19 protein-coding genes are annotated in these 17,810 nt (G+C 72.2%); 5 read left to right on the forward strand and 14 right to left on the reverse strand.

Annotated elements, in window-relative coordinates; translation table 11 throughout:
• Nucleotides 1-344 precede the first annotated feature (344 nt).
• From EOE48_RS00740 to EOE48_RS00775, 8 genes are all read right to left on the reverse strand, one after another.
• Complete coding sequence (locus tag EOE48_RS00740; protein ID WP_127726861.1) at nucleotides 345-884, reverse strand: PQQ-dependent catabolism-associated CXXCW motif protein; 540 nt, start codon at nucleotides 882-884, stop codon at nucleotides 345-347.
• Entirely contained in the window at nucleotides 881-1,741 is an 861-nt protein-coding gene (xoxJ, locus tag EOE48_RS00745; protein ID WP_127726862.1) for a rare earth element methanol dehydrogenase accessory protein XoxJ, read from the reverse strand. Before xoxJ ends, EOE48_RS00740 begins: the two co-directional genes overlap by 4 nt.
• Nucleotides 1,741-2,352, reverse strand: a complete 612-nt coding sequence (locus EOE48_RS00750; RefSeq protein ID WP_127726863.1) for a c-type cytochrome, methanol metabolism-related — start codon at nucleotides 2,350-2,352, stop codon at nucleotides 1,741-1,743. Before EOE48_RS00750 ends, xoxJ begins: the two co-directional genes overlap by 1 nt.
• 144 nt (nucleotides 2,353-2,496) lie before the next feature.
• Nucleotides 2,497-4,299 (reverse strand): lanthanide-dependent methanol dehydrogenase XoxF5, encoded by a 1,803-nt coding sequence (gene xoxF5, locus EOE48_RS00755; protein ID WP_127726864.1) that lies wholly within the window; start codon nucleotides 4,297-4,299, stop codon nucleotides 2,497-2,499.
• Between the two features lie 396 nt (nucleotides 4,300-4,695).
• The gene (locus tag EOE48_RS00760; protein WP_127726865.1) at nucleotides 4,696-5,616 is read right to left on the reverse strand and encodes a quinoprotein relay system zinc metallohydrolase 2; all 921 of its coding nucleotides are present in this window, start codon (nucleotides 5,614-5,616) and stop codon (nucleotides 4,696-4,698) included.
• Nucleotides 5,617-5,634: 18 nt separating this feature from the next.
• Nucleotides 5,635-6,402: an ATP-binding cassette domain-containing protein gene (locus tag EOE48_RS00765; RefSeq protein ID WP_127726866.1), complete on the reverse strand. Its 768-nt coding sequence runs from the start codon at nucleotides 6,400-6,402 to the stop codon at nucleotides 5,635-5,637.
• Complete coding sequence (locus EOE48_RS00770) at nucleotides 6,383-7,120, reverse strand: ABC transporter permease (RefSeq protein ID WP_127726867.1); 738 nt, start codon at nucleotides 7,118-7,120, stop codon at nucleotides 6,383-6,385. The genes EOE48_RS00765 and EOE48_RS00770 overlap by 20 nt, the downstream gene beginning before the upstream one ends.
• A gap of 269 nt (nucleotides 7,121-7,389) precedes the next feature.
• On the reverse strand, nucleotides 7,390-8,379 hold the full coding sequence (locus EOE48_RS00775; RefSeq protein WP_127726868.1) for an ABC transporter substrate-binding protein: 990 nt from the start codon (nucleotides 8,377-8,379) through the stop codon (nucleotides 7,390-7,392).
• Nucleotides 8,380-8,534: 155 nt separating this feature from the next.
• Here EOE48_RS00775 and EOE48_RS00780 point away from each other — a divergent pair, with 155 nt between their 5' ends.
• The gene (locus EOE48_RS00780; RefSeq protein WP_127726869.1) at nucleotides 8,535-8,912 is read left to right on the forward strand and encodes a 4a-hydroxytetrahydrobiopterin dehydratase; all 378 of its coding nucleotides are present in this window, start codon (nucleotides 8,535-8,537) and stop codon (nucleotides 8,910-8,912) included.
• A 48-nt stretch (nucleotides 8,913-8,960) separates the two neighbouring features.
• Here the strand turns inward: EOE48_RS00780 and EOE48_RS00785 are convergent, their stop codons facing one another.
• The 6 genes from EOE48_RS00785 to EOE48_RS00810 all read right to left on the reverse strand — a co-directional run bounded on the left by EOE48_RS00785 (nucleotide 8,961) and on the right by EOE48_RS00810 (nucleotide 13,988).
• A complete protein-coding gene (locus EOE48_RS00785) occupies nucleotides 8,961-10,250 on the reverse strand; it encodes an FAD-dependent monooxygenase (RefSeq protein ID WP_127726870.1) in 1,290 nt (429 codons plus the stop codon).
• Between the two features lie 82 nt (nucleotides 10,251-10,332).
• A complete protein-coding gene (locus tag EOE48_RS00790) occupies nucleotides 10,333-10,554 on the reverse strand; it encodes a hypothetical protein (protein ID WP_127726871.1) in 222 nt (73 codons plus the stop codon).
• Between the two features lie 74 nt (nucleotides 10,555-10,628).
• Nucleotides 10,629-11,477, reverse strand: coding sequence for a metallophosphoesterase (locus EOE48_RS00795; protein WP_127726872.1), 849 nt, complete (start codon nucleotides 11,475-11,477; stop codon nucleotides 10,629-10,631).
• The gene (locus tag EOE48_RS00800) at nucleotides 11,477-12,070 is read right to left on the reverse strand and encodes a cation efflux transmembrane domain-containing protein (protein WP_127726873.1); all 594 of its coding nucleotides are present in this window, start codon (nucleotides 12,068-12,070) and stop codon (nucleotides 11,477-11,479) included. Before EOE48_RS00800 ends, EOE48_RS00795 begins: the two co-directional genes overlap by 1 nt.
• A gap of 27 nt (nucleotides 12,071-12,097) precedes the next feature.
• On the reverse strand, nucleotides 12,098-12,940 hold the full coding sequence (locus tag EOE48_RS00805; protein ID WP_127726874.1) for a hypothetical protein: 843 nt from the start codon (nucleotides 12,938-12,940) through the stop codon (nucleotides 12,098-12,100).
• Nucleotides 12,912-13,988 carry a glycosyltransferase family 4 protein gene (locus EOE48_RS00810; RefSeq protein ID WP_127726875.1) on the reverse strand — a complete coding sequence of 359 codons (1,077 nt, stop codon included), beginning with the start codon at nucleotides 13,986-13,988 and terminating at the stop codon, nucleotides 12,912-12,914. Before EOE48_RS00810 ends, EOE48_RS00805 begins: the two co-directional genes overlap by 29 nt.
• Before the next feature lie 335 nt (nucleotides 13,989-14,323).
• Here EOE48_RS00810 and croR point away from each other — a divergent pair, with 335 nt between their 5' ends.
• The 4 genes from croR (at nucleotide 14,324) to EOE48_RS00830 (ending at nucleotide 17,748) form a co-directional block, all read left to right on the forward strand.
• Nucleotides 14,324-14,791 (forward strand): 3-hydroxybutyryl-CoA dehydratase, encoded by a 468-nt coding sequence (gene croR, locus EOE48_RS00815; RefSeq protein WP_127726876.1) that lies wholly within the window; start codon nucleotides 14,324-14,326, stop codon nucleotides 14,789-14,791.
• A 10-nt stretch (nucleotides 14,792-14,801) separates the two neighbouring features.
• Nucleotides 14,802-15,614 (forward strand): TrmH family RNA methyltransferase, encoded by an 813-nt coding sequence (locus EOE48_RS00820; RefSeq protein WP_127726877.1) that lies wholly within the window; start codon nucleotides 14,802-14,804, stop codon nucleotides 15,612-15,614.
• A 149-nt stretch (nucleotides 15,615-15,763) separates the two neighbouring features.
• Nucleotides 15,764-17,323, forward strand: coding sequence for a phytoene desaturase family protein (gene crtI, locus EOE48_RS00825; protein WP_127726878.1), 1,560 nt, complete (start codon nucleotides 15,764-15,766; stop codon nucleotides 17,321-17,323).
• Nucleotides 17,320-17,748, forward strand: a complete 429-nt coding sequence (locus tag EOE48_RS00830; protein WP_127726879.1) for a DUF2141 domain-containing protein — start codon at nucleotides 17,320-17,322, stop codon at nucleotides 17,746-17,748. Before crtI ends, EOE48_RS00830 begins: the two co-directional genes overlap by 4 nt.
• Nucleotides 17,749-17,810: the final 62 nt, after the last annotated feature.

The following is a 17,810-nucleotide window of genomic DNA, read 5'->3' on the forward strand; positions in this document are numbered from 1 at the left end:
GTCATCAGGGGCCTCGCCCTTCGCATCGCCGCCGCGGAGAGGCCTGGATGTCGATTATGGAGCCCGCATTTCGAAATCAAATGACAAGACGAGGCCCAGCATAGAATCGATTTAATCTATTTTACGCCGCGCCAGACAACCTAGCGATAAGTTACTGCCGGTAAGAAATTTTCCAAAATATCTCGAATGACTATAATTTGAATGAATGCGGCCCGCGGAAGACGCCGCTGAGGAGAGTGTCATATTTGTCATACCGCGTACCGGGCGGCGCGGATTCGGTTCGCGCGATCCTCGAGACCTGGGGGGTCCTGCCTTGCGCTGCGTCCCGACCTTCGGCAGCTCCCCTACGGGGCCGCCGGTTCGGCCCGCTCCAACGGCAGCGTCGCCTCGGCCCAGCCGTCGGTGCCGTCGGGATACCAGTGGACGCTGGTATAGCCGTGGGCGAGCGCCCGCTTGGCGGCGTTCCACGACATCCAGCACTGGCGCTGGCAGAAGAACACCACGGGCCTCGCCCGGTCGCCCCTCGTCGCCGCGTCGAGCTCGCGCCGGAAATAGGCGTCGGTCTCCGGCGCCAGGGCGCCGAAGCCGGTATTGGCGAGCCAGCGCGCGCCCGGGATGCTGTCGTGCGGCGGATCGCGCCAGATCGTGCCGGCGGGGAGCGCCGCCGGGCGCGGCGGCAGCGGCAGAACGTCGATGAAGGGGCTGCCCGCGCGCCACAGCGCCTCGGCCTCGGCGGTGGTCACCACCCGGGCGCCTCGGAGCGTGGCCGGCGTCGGGGCGCGGTAGGCCTCGCTGCGGTAGCCGGCGGGCTCGGGCGGGGGCGCCTCGGCCCGGGCGGGCGCGGCGAGGAGCAGCAGGGCGGCGACGGCGTGGCAGACCCTCACGGCTTGCCCTCCGCCGGCAGCGGCCGGTTCTCCTCCTCGTCGAGGAGCGGCACCGCGTAGTCGCGCAGGACCGCCTCGATTTCGGCCCGGCGCTTGCGCAGGGCGGTGTTGAGGATGCGCTTCCAGTCGTTCTCGTTGGGCCGCACCGCCATGGCGATGCGGTAGGTCATCGAGGGCCGGTCGGGCTCCTGGAGCAGCGGCACCACCTCCATCGGCACGCCGCTCTGCCGGGCGAGCCAGCCGGCGGCGGGGCCCCACAGCACCGCGGCGTCGAGCCCGCCCGCGGCGAGGTCGGCGACGATCTGGCCGGCCACGGTCTCGTGCGGCCGGTCGGGATCGAACAGGTAGGGCGCGTAGGCCCGCATCGTGCCTACTAGACCGACCTCGCCCATCCGGTTCACCGGCGGGGTGCCGGCGACGACGCCGATGCGGCGGCCCTTCAGCCGCGGGTCGTCGAGGCGCGCGACGCCCGACAGCTCGCCGCCGCGGGTCACCAGCACGTAGGCCGAGCGGTAGTACGGGTTGGTGTTCTGGACCTGCTCGGAGCCGAAGGCGGAGCCGACGATGACGTCGCACAGGCCCGAGCCGAGCGTGTTGCGCACGAAGCCGGGTCCCTGCGTCAGCCAGTAGCTGCGCAGCTTCACCTTCAGCTCGTCGGCGATGATCGCGGCGATCCGGCTCTCGAACCCCTCACCCCTGCGCGACGAGAACGGCATGTTGCCGGGATCGGCGCAGATCCGCAGCGCGTCGGTGGTGACGAGGTCGGGCAGGTGCTGCGCCGGGGCGCGCGAGGCCCCGGCGGCGGCGGCGAGGAGCGCGAGTCCGACGACCCGCGCGCAGGACCGGGAGCCCGTCATCAGCCGCCCAGGCACTCCTTCTCGGCCTTCTTGACCGCCTCGGGCTTGTCCTCGCGCTCGCCCGGCCGCACGCGGCCGATGGCGCCGGCGGCGCGGGCCTTGAGGTAGACGTAGAGGTCGTCGGCGTAGCACATGACGTTCTTGTTGTCGCCGAAGGCCGGCATCACCTGCTGCTGGCTGGCGCTGACCTCCTGCTTGCCGCCGGCGAGGATGCCGATGAACTCCTCGTAGGACAGGCGCTTGAGCGAGTCCTTCAGGGCCGGGGCGTAGGTCGAGCCCATGCCGTCGGGGCCGTGGCAGACGTGGCACTCGGCGTGGTAGCGCCGGTAGCCGGAATAGGTGAACCAGTCGACCTTCTTGCCGTCGTTGGTGACGCGGAAGGTCGGGTGGCCCTCGGCGTCGCTGTACTTGCCGTCCTCGACCTTCACGGCGGCGTCCTTGGCGAGGAGCTTCTCGTCCTTCTCGGCGGTGGGATCGTTGGGGCTGAGCGAGTTCGCCAGCGCGGGGTCGGGCTTCTTGGAATCCTCAGCATGTACGGCAGCCGAAGCGGCGGCTGCTAGGGCGAGGCCGGCCAGGACTGGCCGCAGGACAGCTTTGCTGAGGTGTAGCAACGGACGTTTCTCCCCGTATTTCAACGGAAGATCCTGGGCCTCCCGCCGCGACGACGTTCGGCCGCGTTATCAGAGCCACTCTAAAGGACAGGTGCCGGCGCGGAAACCCGCGCCGGCACCCTCTTTAGTGCAAGTCCCTGCGGCTCAGTTCGGCAGGTTGAACACCGTGAGCTGGCCGCCGAGGTTGGTGTAGCTCGACAGGGCGGCGTAGCCGCCGACCGCGCCGAGGCCGGCATTCGGGTCGGTGAGGCCGGCCGCGAGGCCGATGCCGGCCCAGCCGCCGACGCCCGACAGCACCGCGACGTGCTGCTTGCCCTTGTGCTCGTAGGTCATCACGTTGCCGATGATGCCCGACGGGGTCTTGAACTTGTAGAGTTCCTTGCCGGTCTTGGAATCGACCGCCTTCAGGTAGCCTTCGAGGGTGCCGTAGAACACCACGTCGCCGGCGGTGGCGAGAGCGCCCGACCACACCGAGAACTGCTCAGGCAGCGACCACTTGATCTTGCCGGCCACGTTGTCCCAGGCGATGAAGTTGCCCATGCCGCCGTGGCTGTTGGGCGCCGGGTACATCGACAGGGTCGCACCGACATAGGGCTGGCCCGGGGTGTAGCTCACCCGGAACGGCTCGTAGTCCATGCAGACGTGGTTGGTCGGCACGTAGAACAGGTTGGTCTTGGGCGAGTAGGCCGCCGGCTGCTGGTCCTTGGTGCCGAGCGCCGCCGGGCAGATGCCCTTCGAGTTCACGTCCTCGCCGTTCTGCTCGGTCGAGTACTTGGCCTGGACGAGCGGACGGCCGTAGGTCTTGGACGACTTGTCCATGTCGACCTTGGTGGCCCAGTTCACCACCGGATCGAACTTCTCGGCGACCAGCAGCTCGCCGTTGGTGCGGTCGAGGGTGTAGCCGAAGCCGTTGCGGTCGAAGTGGGTCAGCAGGGCGCGGTCCTTGCCGTCGACCTTCTGATCCGTGAGGATCATCTCGTTGATGCCGTCGTAGTCCCACTCGTCGTGGGGGGTCATCTGGTAGACCCACTTGGCCATGCCGGTATCGGCGTCACGGGCGAAGATGGTCATCGACCACTTGTTGTCGCCGGGGCGCTGCTTCGGGTTCCAGGTCGAGGGGTTGCCCGAGCCGTAATAGACGAGGTTCAGCTTGGGGTCGTAGGAGAACCAGCCCCAGGTGCAGCCGCCGCCCTGCTTCCACTGGTCGCCTTCCCAGGTCGCCAGCGACGAGTCCTTGCCGACCGGCTTGCCGAGATGGGTGGTCTTCTCGGGGTCGACCAGCATCTCGCCGTCCGGACCCATCGAGTAGCCGCGCCAGGCCTGCTTGCCGTCCTTCAGGTTGTAGGCGGTGACGTGGCAGCGCACGCCGTACTCGCCGCCCGAGATGCCGACGATGACCTTGTCCTTCACCGGCAGCACGGTGGCGGTGTTGGTCTCGCCCTTCTTCGGGTCGCCGTTGACCACCGACCAGTTCACCTTGCCGGTCTTGCCGTCGAGCGAGACGACGGTGGTGTCGGCCTGGTGCAGGATCACGGCGCCGTCGGCGTAGGCCAGACCACGGTTGACCGTGTCACAGCACATCACCGGGATGACGTTCGGGTCCTGCTTGGGCTCGTACTTCCACAGGATCTTGCCCTCGTTGTTGAGGTCGAGGGCGTAGACGATGTTCGGGAACGGCGTGTGGACGTACATCACGTTGCCGACGACGAGGGGCGAGCCCTCGTGGCCGCGCAGCACGCCGGTCGAGAAGGTCCAGGCGACCTGGAGCTTGTTGACGTTGCCGGCGTTGATCTGGTCGAGCTTGGAATAGCGCGTGTTGGCGTAGTCGACCGTCTGAAGCACCTGCTCGGCCGGATTGGCGCTGCGCTTCAGGACGTCGTCGTTGGCCAGGGCTGGCGTGACACCCAGGACACCGGCGCTCAAGGCAAGGAGATGGACCGCTCTCATGGATTCCTCCGACAGGTGCATTCTGCCCCACGGGCCGGGACGGCACGCGGCGCACGGCACCTGTTGTTCGCGCTTGGGGATGTCGACGTGCTTCGGCAGCGTGTCACAACAGGCATCGTTGAGGTCGGACCCGGCTTTGCCTTGAGGCCCCTTGCCATGTTTGCGAACCGATCACCGCCCTCCCCCGACGGCATCGTTGAAACCGAAGCTTGAAGGAACTCTAAGAGAAAAATGAGCTGCGTCAACCGCGGGAACCGCGGCGGAACGTCGTTCAGGCGGTCCGATCGGGCGGACTAAAGTACGATTTCCGTTGGATGATGCTCTGCATCATGAATTTGTTGCGACGCAACATCAACGACTTGTGTAGCGAACCGGGAAAGTGCCTCGGACCGGCGGCTATTCCCATTCCAGTTCCTGGTAGGCGGTGGTGGCATTGCGGGCGTTGAAGGCCTCGAAGAGCTGCCACTGCCCGGCCTCGCCGGACGCCGCCTCGCCGGCCCGGTCGATCGGCCGCCCGTCGCGCACCATCGCGCGCACCTGCGCCTCCAGGGCGGCGAGGTAGCGGTCGATCGGTCCGGCCGCCGCCGGCCACGGCACCGCGGCCGGGCCGTGGCCGGGCACCACCCGGGCCGCCGGGTTGTCGCGCAGGCGGCGCAGCACCGCGATCCAGCCGGCGAGCCGCCCGTCGAGGGCCGGGACGTGGCCGACGAACAGCAGGTCGCCGAGGAACCAGGTGTCGGTCGCCCGGTCCCGGACCGTGAGGTCGCTGTTGCTGTGGGCGGTCGGCCAGGCTTCGAGATGCAGGACCCGGTCGCCGAGGTCGAGGTCGCGGGCGTCGTCGACGAGGAGCGTCGGCGGCACGATCCGGGTGCCGGCGAAGTCCGGCCCGACCAGGGCGGCGTTCGATTGCAGGTAGCTCCCGGCCCGGGCGGCGAGCGCCTCGGGCAGGTTGCGGTGCCCGACGACGACTGCACCCTCGAAGGCGGCGTTGCCGAGCACGTGGTCGGGGTGGACGTGGGTGTTGACGACGTAGCGCACCGGCAGGGCGGTGCGGGCGCGGATCGCCGCGAGCAGCCGGCGCCCGGCCGCGAGGCTGCCGCCGGTGTCGATCACCGCCACCGCGTCGCGGCCGATCACGAAGCCGGCATTGCCGATCGCCCCGGCATTGTCGCGGGCGGCGAGCGCGTAGGGCGCGGCGTAGACGAACACGCCCGGCGCCACCTCCTGCACCGGCAGCGGCGCCGGCGCATCCTCCGCGCGGGCGGAGGCGGACAGCAGCAGGGCGGCGAGGACGGCGCGGCGGGTCGGGCGTCGCATGATGATCCTCCGGCGGCGCTACTCGGCCACGGTGGCGGGGAAGCGCCCGGCGAGGTCGCGCCGGACCGCCTCGCCCCAGGTCCGGTCGCGGGCCGCCCGCGGCGTCGGCAGCGGCACGTCGCCGACGAGGCTCGCCGGGCGGCCCGAGAGCAGCAGCAGCCGGTCGGCGACCGCGAGCGCCTCGGGCACGTTGTGGGTCACCATCAGCACCGCGGCGCCGCGTCGCGCCGCGGCGCCGAACACCGCCCCGCGCAGGGAGGCGGCGGCAGCGTCGTCGAGCGACACGAACGGCTCGTCGAGGACGAGGAGCCCCGGCGCCAGCGCCAGCGCCCGGGCGAGCGCCACCCGCCGGGCCATGCCGAGGGAGAGTTCGCCCGGATAGCGCGGCCGCCACGGCGTCAGGCCGAGTTCCTCGAACAGCCCGTCGAGGGGCTGGCCCCGCTCGGGCCGCGGCAGCGACAGCCGCACGTTGTCCTCGACGCTGCGCCAGGGCAGCAGCCGCGGCTCCTGAAAGACCATGCCGATGCGCAGCGAACCGGGATCGGGCACGACCTCGCCGTCGAACTCGCGGTCGAGGCCGAGGAGGATGCGCAGGGTCGTGGTCTTGCCCGCCCCCGAGGGGCCGATGAGGCAGACGGTCTCCCCCGGCGCGATGGCGAAGGCGAGGTCGCGCACCGCCTCCACCGCCTCCTCGCGGGCGCGGGAGGTTCTACCCCGGTAAGTCTTGCGCCGGATCGCCAGCCGCAGCAGCGGCGCGGCGGAGGGGTCAGCGCCAGCGGCGGGCATGGTCGTCGAGGGGGCGCAGCAGGAGGGCGTCGGCGGCGAGCATCACGGCGCTGAACACGAGGCTGTAGCCGAACAGGGCGGCGACGTCGAAGAGCTGGAAGTAGTACGAGATCGCGTAGCCGACGCCGTTCGGCCGCCCGAGCAGCTCGACCACCAGCACGATCTTCCAGGCGAGCGACAGGCCCGAGCGCGCCGCCGCGACGGCGAACGGGGCGATCTGCGGCAGCATGACGTGGCGCAGCCAGGTGCGCCGGTCGTAGCGGAACGCGCGGGCCATCTCCTCGAGGTCCGGATCGAGCCCGCGGGCGCCCTCGCGCATGATGACGGCGACGTTCGGCATCTTGTTGAGCGCCACCGCCAGGATCGCGGCGGTCTCGGTCAGGCCGAGCCAGATATAGGCCAGCACGGTGATGACCAGTGCCGGGGTGTTGAGGAGGACGAGGAGCGGCGTGTCGAGCAGGCGGTCGGCGGCGCGGGAGCGGCCGAGCACGATTCCGAGCGCGCTGCCCGCCGCCATGGCGGCACAGAACGACACCGCCACCCGCGCCAGGGTGGCGCCGACGTTGCGCCACAGGTCGCCGGACTGCGCCTCCCGCACCAGGAAGGCCGCGACCGCCTCGGGCGAGGGCAGGGTGCGGGCCTCGGCGAAGCGGGCGGCGACCCACCACAGGGCGAGGAGCGCCAGGGCCGAGGCGAGGCGGGCGGCGAGGCCGGTCATGCGGGTCGTCGCGGTCCCGCCCTCAGCAGATTTCGCAAAAGTGGCCCCCGGTTCTGCGACAGAAATCTGCGACGCAACAGCAACCTGAGCGGAGGAAGCGTCGGCTTGCCCACAGTCCACGACACAGGGGGCTGCGCGGTGCGGGAGCGACGGCCGAGAGCGTGAACCCTCCCCCGCAGAGGGGGGAGGGTCGATGCGCGGTGGCCGTCGCTCCCACACCCGCCAGCCTCCTCTGTCGTGTACCGTGCGGCTTGCCGACGCAAGTCTGCCTAGCCATTCCGGCCGGGGTCCCAGTACAGCCCCTCGGGCAGGGTCGTGGCGGCGCCGAGCAGGCGCTCGCCGCCGAGCCGCGCCAGCACCGCGACGAGGCGGGCGGCGTCCGCCTCCTCGGCCGCGACCGGCCGGCGCGGGATGCCGTCCAGAAATTCCCGCCGCAGGGCGTCGAAGGTCGCCGCGTCCTCGGCCGCCATCAGCGGGCGCACCAGCGTCCACGCGGTCGCGTCGTCGGCGAGCGCCTGCTTGGCCGCCCGCGACGCCCGGGTGAAGGCCGCCATCTCGGCGGTCCCGCGCGCCAGAAGCGCGTCGTCGAAGACATAGCCGAGCAGCGCCACCGGGCCGGTCACCCCGAAGCCGCGGGCGATGGCGTCGGCATCGGTGAGGCGGCGGAAGCCCTTCGCCTCGAGCCGCGCGCAGAAGGTCCAGTAGAGGAGCGCCGCGTCGAGTTCGCCGGATTCGAGCTTCTGCATCAGCAGCGGCGGCGCCGCGAAGGCCGGCCTCGCGTCGCGGTCGAGGTCGATGCCGTCCGCCTCCCGGGCACGGGCCCGCAGCAGCAGCCAGTTCTTGTCGAGGGGGCCGCCGGCGACGCCGAGGCGCTTGCCGGCGAGGTCGGCGAGGCTCTTCAGCGGGCTGTCGGCGGGCACCATCAGGGCGCCTTCGCTGGAGGAATAGGGCAGGAAGCGCACCGCCCGCCCCTCGGCCCGCAGCCGGGCGGCCCAGAGCAGGTCGGAGACGATGAGGTCGACCTGCCCGCCCTGGAACGCGATGCGTGCGGCGTCGCTTCCGGCGAGCTTCACGCCCTCCAGCGCGAAGCCCTGGGCGGCGTCGAGGCCGCGGGCGCGGATCACCTCCGCCTCCCACGACACGGTGCCGAACGGCAGCAGGCCGAGCCGCAGCCCCGCGCCGCCTTGCGCGGCAGGGCCGCGGGGTCCGGGCACCAGCGCCGCCGCGCCGGCCGCCAGCATTCCGCGCCGCGTCAGCATGGCGCTCCTCCCTGCCCGCCGGCTCCGGCGGATCGTTGTCGGGCCCACTTAGGTGCCGCTGCCGGCCACGTCCACCGCACCTTCCCCCTTTGGCCGGCATGGATCGCGGCGTCACTTGAACTAAGGTCGGGCGACCGCCCAGGGAGGACCCGCGGATGACTGCCCAGCGCGACGCCGTGCTCGACGCCGACACGATCACCGGGCGCCTCGCCCGCGACCTGCCCGCCTGGCACCTGGAGGACGGCTGGATCAAGCGCACCTACAAGACCGGGAGTTGGAAGGGGACCCTGATGGTCATCAACACCGTCGGGCATCTCGCCGAGGCGGCGTGGCACCATCCGGACCTCACCGCCTCCTACGCCTGGGTCGAGGTGCGGCTCACCACCCACTCGGCCAAGGGCGTGACCGAGAAGGACCTCGCGCTGGCGCGCAAGATCGAGGAGGTGGTGGGCTGGCAGCCGGGCCTGGAGGGCGGCGCCCTCGAAGGCACGCCGACCGACCCGCGCTTCGCCTACATCAAGTACGACAAGTAATACCAACGGTCATTGAAAATGACCTTTGGTTCTGCTCTCGAATTTCCGCTAAGCCTCTGGCTTAGTGTCGGAAATTCGAGATGGGTCAACGGCCCCGTCGATCTCGGGCCTGCCCGAGATCGAAGATGATGCGTCAGCATCCCGGACCGTTGGTATAAGGGCCTCGTAGCGCGCCAGGTCGGGCCCGGCATTCCTGCCGCCGAAGAGCCGGGCGGCGAGCGCCCGCGGTCCGGGCCGGCTCGCCAGGGACAGGGCGGCGTGGAGCAGGCGGATGCCGAGCCGGCTGTCCGGGTTCATCAGCCGCGGTGCGAGCTTCGGCACGCCCTGGGCCTGCCCGACCATCGGCCGCATGGTGCGCTCGTAGGCGGCGAACGCGGCCGGCAGGTCGCCGCCGCGGACCATCTCGCCGGCCAGCACCCGGGCGCCGGTGACGGCGAGCGTCGCGCCGATGCCGGCGAGGGGCGTCGCGCACCAGGCCGCGTCGCCGGTCAGCACGACGCGGCCGTTCGACCAGCGCGGCATCCGCACCTGCCGCAGCACGTCGCAATAGAAGTCGTCGGCGCCGTCCATCGCGGCGAGCACCCGCGGCGCCTCCCAGCCGGCATCGGCGAAGCGCTCGCGCAGCCACGCCTTCTGCCGCTCCGTGCTCCAGTCCTGCTCGCCGCCCGGCGGCTTGCGGATCCCGAGCATCGCCCGGGTCGTGCCGTGTCGGTCGGGGCGCAGCGACACGCTGCGGCCGCCGGGGGCGTGGTACCAGCGCCACATCCGGTCGTCGCCCGGTTCGCGGGGGATGGTGAAATACGCCAGGGTCAGGTCCATCCAGCGCGCCGTCGCCTCGCCGCGGAAGACGAGGTCGCGGGTCGCCGATCCGACGCCCTCGGCGACCACCACCGCGTCGAAGCGCTCGCTGGCGCCGCCCGCGAAGGCGACCTCCACCCCCTCTCCGTCCGGCACGAGTCCGGCGACGCGGTCGCCGAAGCGGAAGGCGGCGCGGTCGCGGGCGGCGTCGTGGAGAAGGCGGGCGAGATCGCCGCGCAGGATCTCCATCTCGGCGGTCGGCCCGTCGCCCTCCCCGGCCGGGAACCGCGCCGCGACCCGGCCGCGCGCGTCGATCCAGGCGGTGCCCTCCTCGCCGGTCCCGCGCTCCAGCGCCGCCCGTTCCAGGCCCATGCCGCGCAGGACCTCGCGGCCGACGCCGCGCACGTCGATGTTCTGACCGCCGTCGCGGAAGGCCGGTGCCCGCTCGACCACCGTGACGTCGACGCCGGCGCGGGACAGCCACCACGCCGCGGTGTTGCCGGCGATGCTCGCGCCGGTGATGAGGACCCGCCGGGCCACGCCGCACTCTCCCGTCCCGCAGCGGTCGCCGGGCGACCGCTGCGGGGATAGAGGGCCGCCCGGCGCCGCGGGCAAGGGCGGCTCATCCGGGCGCGCGCACCCGCCGGCACGCGGTCTTGAGGTAGGCGCCGCGGCCGAGATCCTCGCGCAGGCCGGAGCGGGCGACGATCTCCTGCCAGCCGAGCGCGCAGCCGAGTTCGTTGGTCACCCGCGTCATCCGCACGTCGAGGGCGTGCGCCTCGTCGCATTCCTGCACCGGCACCGCGGCGGCGCAGACCAGCACGATCGCCAGGAAGCCGTTCATCGCCCGATCCCTCCGCCCGGAGCGGTCAGGATGGTGCGGCGCGCCGCTGCGCCAAGGACCCGGCGGCTCCGCCTTCAGTCCACCTCGGCGATCCGCGTCGGGTCGAAATCCCGGCCCTCGACCGGGTTGGCGAGGCAGCGGGTGCCGTGCAGCGTCAGGTCGTGGGCGGCGTGGAAATGGCCCGAGAGCCACAGGGCCGGCCGGCTCGCCGCGGGCAGGTCGGCGAGCAGCGTCGTGGCGTAGAAGGCCGGCACCCACCACGGCACGCCCGGCGCGTCGCGGTAGCGGTCGGCGGCCTCGGCGATCGGCGGATGGTGGGTCACCGCGACGGTGGGACCCGGATGCGGGACGGCGAGGGCCGCCGCGAGGCGGGCGCGGTCCTCGGCATGGGCCGCCATCGCGGCCTGCGGCGTCCAGGGGGCGCCACCGCCCCGGCGGATCGCTCGGTATTCCCGCGAGCCGGTCGCCGACTCGGTCATCCGGGCGGCCGCGAAGGCGACCGGGTCGGTGGGACGGCGGGGATCGTCGGCGGCGAGCCAGCGCCCGGCGAGGCGCCAGTCGCTCCACAGGGTCGCGCCGACGAAGCGCACGCCGCCGATCACCGCCGCCGCGCCGTGGCGCAGCAGCACGATGCGCTCCCGGCCCGCCGCGGCGTTGATCCGCTCCACCTCGGCTTCCAGCGCGGCGAGGAGGTCCGGCGCGGTGCGCGGGTCGCCGTCGGGCGCGTAATGCTCGTGGTTGCCCGGCACCAGCACCACCGGGCGCTCGCCGGCGAGGTCGAGCAGCACCGACAGACCGTCCTCGGGCCGACCTTCCCAGACGTCGCCGGCGCAGACCAGCACGTCGAAGGGGCGCGTCGGGCGCGGGATCGCGGCCGGGTCGCGCCGCTCCAGGTGGAGGTCGGAGAGCGGGAAGACGCGCATCAGGCGGCGGCCCGCCGTTCCTCGCGGGCCGCCTCCCACACCTCCCAGGCGGCGCCGGCATTGAGCGCCGCGATGCCGAGTCCGGTGACGAGATCGGGCCAGGGCGACAGGGTCGCGGCGGTGACGAGGCCGGCGGCGATGATCGCCAGGTTGGCGAGAGCGTCGTTGCGCGCCGACAGGAACGCCGCGCGGGTCAGGCTGCCGCTGCCGCCGCGGTGCCGGGCGAGGATCAGCGCGCAGGCGAGGTTGACCGCGAGGGCACCGAGGCCCGCGAGGGTCAGCGGCACCGGGGCCGGCGGGACGAGGTCGTGGACCTTGCTCCAGGCGGCCCATAGCGTCGCGAGGCCCGGGACCAGCAGGATGCCGGCCAGCACCATGCCGAGCCGGGCGCGGGCGGCCGCCCCCCAGCCGAGCCCGACCAGGATCAGCCCGTTGACCGCCGCGTCCTCCAGGAAGTCGACGCTGTCGGCGATGAGCGAGACCGACCCGATGGCGAGCGCCACCGCCGCCTCGATCCCGAAATAGCCGAGGTTCAGCCCCGCCACGAGGGCGACGGCCCGGCGCAGGCCGGCCGGATCGTCGGAGGATCGCATGCGGGACGCTCCCTTGCGGTCGGTGGTTCAGCCGTCGCGCTCGACCGGGGCGAAGGGGCGGGTCTCCCACTCGCGCAGGAGCCGCCACGCCTCGCCGGATTTCAGCTCGTCCATCGAGAATTGCGAGTAGCCGAGATGGGACAGCCACGCCCGGCGGTCGGGATAGACCGGGCGCTCGATGTCGGCGAGCGCCGTCAGGCCGACCGGTGCGGCGGCGCTCGTCGTCGAGACGAAGACCGGCGTTCCCATCGTGACCGCCTCGACCGCGACGTTGGACGAGTGGGTGACCAGCGCGTGCGCGTCGGCCAGCGCCTCGGGCAGGGACGGCATGTCCATGCCCTTCTGCGGCTTGACCCGGACCACCAGCGGGCGGTCGGTGACCTGCCGCAGTTCCTCCAGCGTGCGGTCGAGCCAGCCCTCGCAGCGATGGGCCTTCACGAAGTGCTCCGTCGGCGGGCAGACCAGGATGTGGCGCCCGTTGCGGTTCCACGGGCGCAGGTCGACGGCGTGCGCGGCGATCCGATCGGGCGGGCAGACCCTGACCGGGCCCGCCTCGTGGCGGTTATGGGTGATGCGGTAGTTGAGGTAGTGGCCGCGGGAGAAATAGGCGTGGTCGATGTAGAGGAAGTGGCCGCCGCTCGCTCGCGCGTACTCGACCACCCGGTCGCTGCCCCGCAGGACGCCCCAGACGACGACCGTCCCGTCACGCGGGCCGGTCTCGTCCTCGGCGTGCCGGTCGACGGTCCGGCCGAGGCCGCCCGCGAATGCGTGGAGGATCGGGTTGCCGGCGCCGCCGCGGTTGAGGAAGAGGTGCAGAGGCTCCGGGATGCTGCCGGTCGTCTCAGCGGAAGGCGGGGTCTGGTGATTCATAGAAGCTTTCCGCGTGCCGGACGATCGCAGCCGCGAAGTTGTCCCAGCTATGGTCGATCACGGTCGGCCGGATGTCGGCCTCCAGGGCGAAGGCCTGCTCGACGAGCTCGGCGATCTCGTCCGGCGCCGCGTCGATGTCGAACAGGAAGCCGTTTTCCCCGTGCGTGATGAGGTCCGTGGCGAAGCCGGTCCGGCTCGCGACCGGGACCGCGTTCGCCATCATCGTCTCGATTAGCGGGATCGGTCCGCCCTCCATCGTCGACAGGCTCAGGAAGACGTCGAAGCGGTCGTAGATCGCGGGATACCCGTCGTAGGTCGCCTCGACATAGGAGAAGTTCGGGGCGGCCAAGAGCCGGTCGAACTGCTCGAACGCGCTCCAGTTGCGGCCGACGAGGACGAAGCGCCGGTGCGGCATCCGCTCGACGAGATCGAGCAGCGCGCGCGGCCGCTTGCGCTCGTAGAACGCCGAGGACAGGCCGACGACGCCGGTTCCGCGCGCGTGCGCCCGGAACAGTGCCGGGTCGGCGCCTCCCAGGACGACGCAGGAGCGGCCGGGTTTCAGGCCGATCCGCGTCCAGGCGCGTTCATGCTGCGAGCAGGTGAAGACGACGCGGTGCGCCCGGTTGAAGGCGGCCAACTGGTCGTCGATCGACACCCTGATGTCGCGCGGATGAGTATACCAGACCAGCGTCGCACTGTCGAAGATGTGGGGGTTGCGCTGCGCAAGAAACTCGTAGGTCGAGTAGTGGGCGAAGAAGTAGTTCCGAGCCGGAGGCAGTCGCTTGAGCTGGTGGACGATCTGCCACGAGCCGGGCTGGCGCGACCCGATCTCCCGGCAGATGGCCTCCAGGATCCATCCCGAGCCCGGCTTGCCCGGCATGACGAAGAGCCAGTCGAGGCGATCCCCGGTCGTCGGCCCGCTCGCGGTCATGCTGTCTCCGAATTTGCTCGGCCGGCTCGTGGCTGAGGGTGTGTCAGCCTTGGCTGCTTGATAGAGGAGGTCCCGCGGGGCCTGCAAGTCCAGGTGGCCGGCCGCTGCGGGGCGCAAGGGGGCATCGCGGCGCGCGTCGGAGGCCGGAAGGCCCGCCCTCCGACCCAGGGCAATCGCTTCGGAGCGAATACCCTGGTTTTCCGCTTGGCCTCAGGCGCCGGCAGTCACATCCGTGACTTTGGCTTTCGCTCCGCTCTGTGTTCGAGCGGACAATCGTCCCCTCGAACCCGCTCCGCGGGGCGCTTTTCGCGCCCGCTATGCAGCGTCGCCCTGCGGGCGACCGCAGGACAATCGCTGAAGCGATGGCCTCGCCCTCCGACCAATCTCCACTGGCTGCGACCGCGCCGGCCGTGCGATGGCTGTCGCCCGTGTCCGAAGGGAGAGAACCGCCGATGCTGCCCGAATTGCGCGTTCTGTACTTCGAGGACCTCAGCGTCGGGTTGGCCGAGACCCTGTCGAAGACCATCGCGGCCTCCGACGTGGTCGGCTTCGCCGAGATCACCGGCGACCGCAACCCGATCCATCTCTCCGAGCACTTCGCCGCCCGCACCCCGTTCGGCACCCGCATCGCCCACGGGCTCTACACCGCCGGGCTGATCTCGGCGGTGCTCGGCACCCGCCTGCCCGGCCCGGGCGCGGTCTATATCAGCCAGAGCCTCAACTTCCGGGCCCCGGTGCGGATCGGCGACACCGTCGACGTGACCGTCGAGGTCGCCGAGCTGGTGCCGGAGCGCCGCCGCGCCCGCCTCGCCTGCACCTGCAAGGTCGGGGCCGAGGTCGTCCTCGACGGCGAGGCCCTGGTGAAGGTGCCGGCCAGGGCCGAGGCCGACCCCCTGGCGGCCCGCCCCGCGAGGGGGTAACCGGGGGCGCGTGAGCGCCCCGACCCCGATCGACGACCCCGCCGACCCACGCCTCGCCGACTACGTCGCGGTGCGCGAGCGCGACCTCGTCGGCCGGCAGGGGCGCTTCGTCGCCGAGGGCGAGGTGGTGCTGCGGGTGCTGCTCTCGCCCCGCGCCCGCTTCCCGGTCGAGTCGGTGCTGGTCTCGCCCGAGCGCCTGCCGGGGCTCGCGCCGCTCCTCGAACCGCTGGCCGCCCCGGTCTACGTCGCCTCGCAGGCGGTGATGCAGGCGGTCGCCGGCTTCCCGATCCATCGCGGGGTTCTGGCGATCGGCCGGCGCGGAGACGACCCCGACTCCGACGCCCTCGTGCCGGACGGCCCGGCGCTCCTCGTCGGGCTCGTGGGGCTCGCCAACCACGACAACGTCGGCGGCGTTTTCCGCTGCGCCGCCGCCTTCGGGGCCGACGCGGTGCTGCTCGACGCCGCCACCTGCGACCCGCTCTACCGCAAGGCGATCCGGGTCTCGGCCGGCACCGCCCTGACGCTGCCTTTCGGGCGGGTGGCCTGCGCCGACGACCTGCTCGCCCTGTGCGCCCGCCACGCCCTCGAACCGGTGGCGCTCAGCCCCGGCGGCGCGCAGGACCTCGCCGCCCTGCCGCCCCTGCCCCGCGCCCTGCTTCTGCTCGGCACCGAGGGGGCGGGCCTGCCCGAGGCGGTGATGGCCCGCGCCCGCCGGGTCCGCATCGCCATGGCGCCGGGGGTCGATTCCCTCAACGTCGCGGTGGCCGGCGCGGTGGCGCTGCACCGGCTCGCCGGGGGGCGGCTGGGCGGAGGAGGAGGCTGAAAATCTCCGGATTCCGCAGCGCGACTCGAAACTTTTTCCTCGCGCGACAAAGCGCGTCAGTTGCCGGCTCGCGTTGGCGCCCCAAAACTTGACCTTAGGCGGGGCGACCGGGGGGCGGTCCCGCGGGGAGCTTTTCGGGGAGTCGGGCGTTGTTGCAGCCGCGGGACGGGTACCGGGCCCTGACGGGCCGGAAGGCGGTGGTGGTCGGGGCCGGTCCCGGCGGCCTCGCGGTGGCACTACTCCTCGCGCGCGAGGGCGTGCACGTCACGGTTGTCGAGAAGGAGGCCGAGGTCGGCGGGCGCACCCGCACCATCACGGCGCCGGGCGGCTACAAGTTCGACATCGGGCCGACCTTCTTCCTCTATCCGCGCATCCTCGCCGACATCTTCGCCTCCTGCGGCGAGCGGCTGGAGGATCACCTCAAGCTGGAGCGGCTCGACCCGCAATACCACCTCGTGTTCGAGGGCGGCGGCGAGATCCGGGCGACGCCCGACGTCGCCGGGATGGAGGCCGAGATCGCCCGCCTGTCGCCGGAGGATGCCGGCAACGTCCGCCGGTTCCTCGACGACAACCGGGCGAAGCTCGACGCCTTCCGGCCGGTGCTGGAGCAGTCCTTCGACACCCTGCGCAGCATGGTCTCGCCGGCGATGCTGGCCGCCCTGCCGCTGCTGCGCCCGCACGCCACCGTCGACAAGGATCTCGCCCGCTACTTCAAGGATCCGCGGGTCCGCCTCGCGTTCTCGTTCCAGACCAAGTACCTCGGGATGTCGCCGTTCCGGTGCCCGAGCCTGTTCACCATCCTGAGCTTCCTCGAATACGAGCACGGCGTCTATCATCCGGTCGGCGGCTGCGGTGCGGTCTCGGAGGCGATGGCCGGGCTCGCCCGGCGCCTCGGCGTGGTGTTCCGCCTCGGCACCGCGGTCGACCGGGTGGTGTACGAGGGCGACCGCGCCGTGGGGGTCGAGGCCGGCGGCGAGCGGCTCGACGCCGACGCGGTCGTGGTCAACGGCGACTTCGCCAAGGCGATCCGCGACCTCGTGCCCGAGCGCCACCGGCCGCGCTGGCGCGACGCCAAGCTCGACCGCGCCCGGATCTCGTGCTCGACCTACATGCTGTATCTCGGCATCGAGGGCACGGTCCCGAAGGCGCTCGGCCACCACACGATCCTGCTGTCCGAGGATTACCGCCGCAACATCCGCGAGATCACCGAGGGCGTGCTGCCGATGCAGCCCTCGGTCTACGTCCAGCACGCCGGCTACACCGACGGCGGCATGGCGCCGCCCGGCCATACCAGCCTCTACGTCCTCGTCCCGGTGCCGAACCTGCGCGCCGGCATCGACTGGGCGACGATCGGCCCGTCCTACCGCAAGCTGGTGCTGGAACGCCTCAAGCTCCTCGGCCTCGACGACATCGAGGAACGGATCCGCTTCGAGCGCGTGGTCGACCCGACCCAGTGGCGCGACGATTTCGGCGTCAACGAGGGAGCGACCTTCAACCTCTCGCACGACCTGATGCAGATGCTGTACTTCCGGCCCCACAACCGTTTCGGCAAGGGGCTCTACCTCGTCGGCGGCGGCACCCATCCGGGATCGGGCCTGCCGGTGATCTACGAGGGCGCCCGCATCACCGCCCGGCTCGCGGTCGAGGATCTCGCCCGCGCTCCCGCCCGCGCGCCCCTCGTCGCCACCGGCGGCGAGGTGCCGGCGTGAGGGGCGGCCCCGCCGCGGCGGCGTTCGCCGCGCTGACGCTCCTCGCGGCGCCGGCGGCGGCCGTGCCCCTCGCCGTGGAGGTCGAGGGCGTCGCGCCGGGCGGCGGGCGGGTCTGGGTCGCGGTCTGCGCCGGCGGCCTCGACGAGGCGTCCTGCGGCGAGGGGCAGAGCGCCCCGGCCGAGGCGGGCGCCCATCGCTTCGCCTTCGACCTGCCGCCGGGCACCTACGCGGTGCTGGCCTATCAGGATTCCAACGGCAACGGCCGGCCCGACCGCACCGCGCTCGGCCTGCCGGTCGAGCCCTACGGCCTCTCGAACGGCGCCGGCCGGCGCGCCCGGCCCGACTTCGCCTCCGCCGCCTTCACCCTCGGCGAGCGCGGCGCCGGCATCCGGGTCCGCCTGCTGCGGGCGCTCGGGGGTCGCTGAGGCGGCCCTGCCGCAGAGTTGCCGTGACCGCAGGGCATGATCGGACGGAGGACGCCCGCGGC

Source organism: Methylobacterium oryzihabitans (genome assembly GCF_004004555.2).
Taxonomy (GTDB): domain Bacteria; phylum Pseudomonadota; class Alphaproteobacteria; order Rhizobiales; family Beijerinckiaceae; genus Methylobacterium; species Methylobacterium oryzihabitans.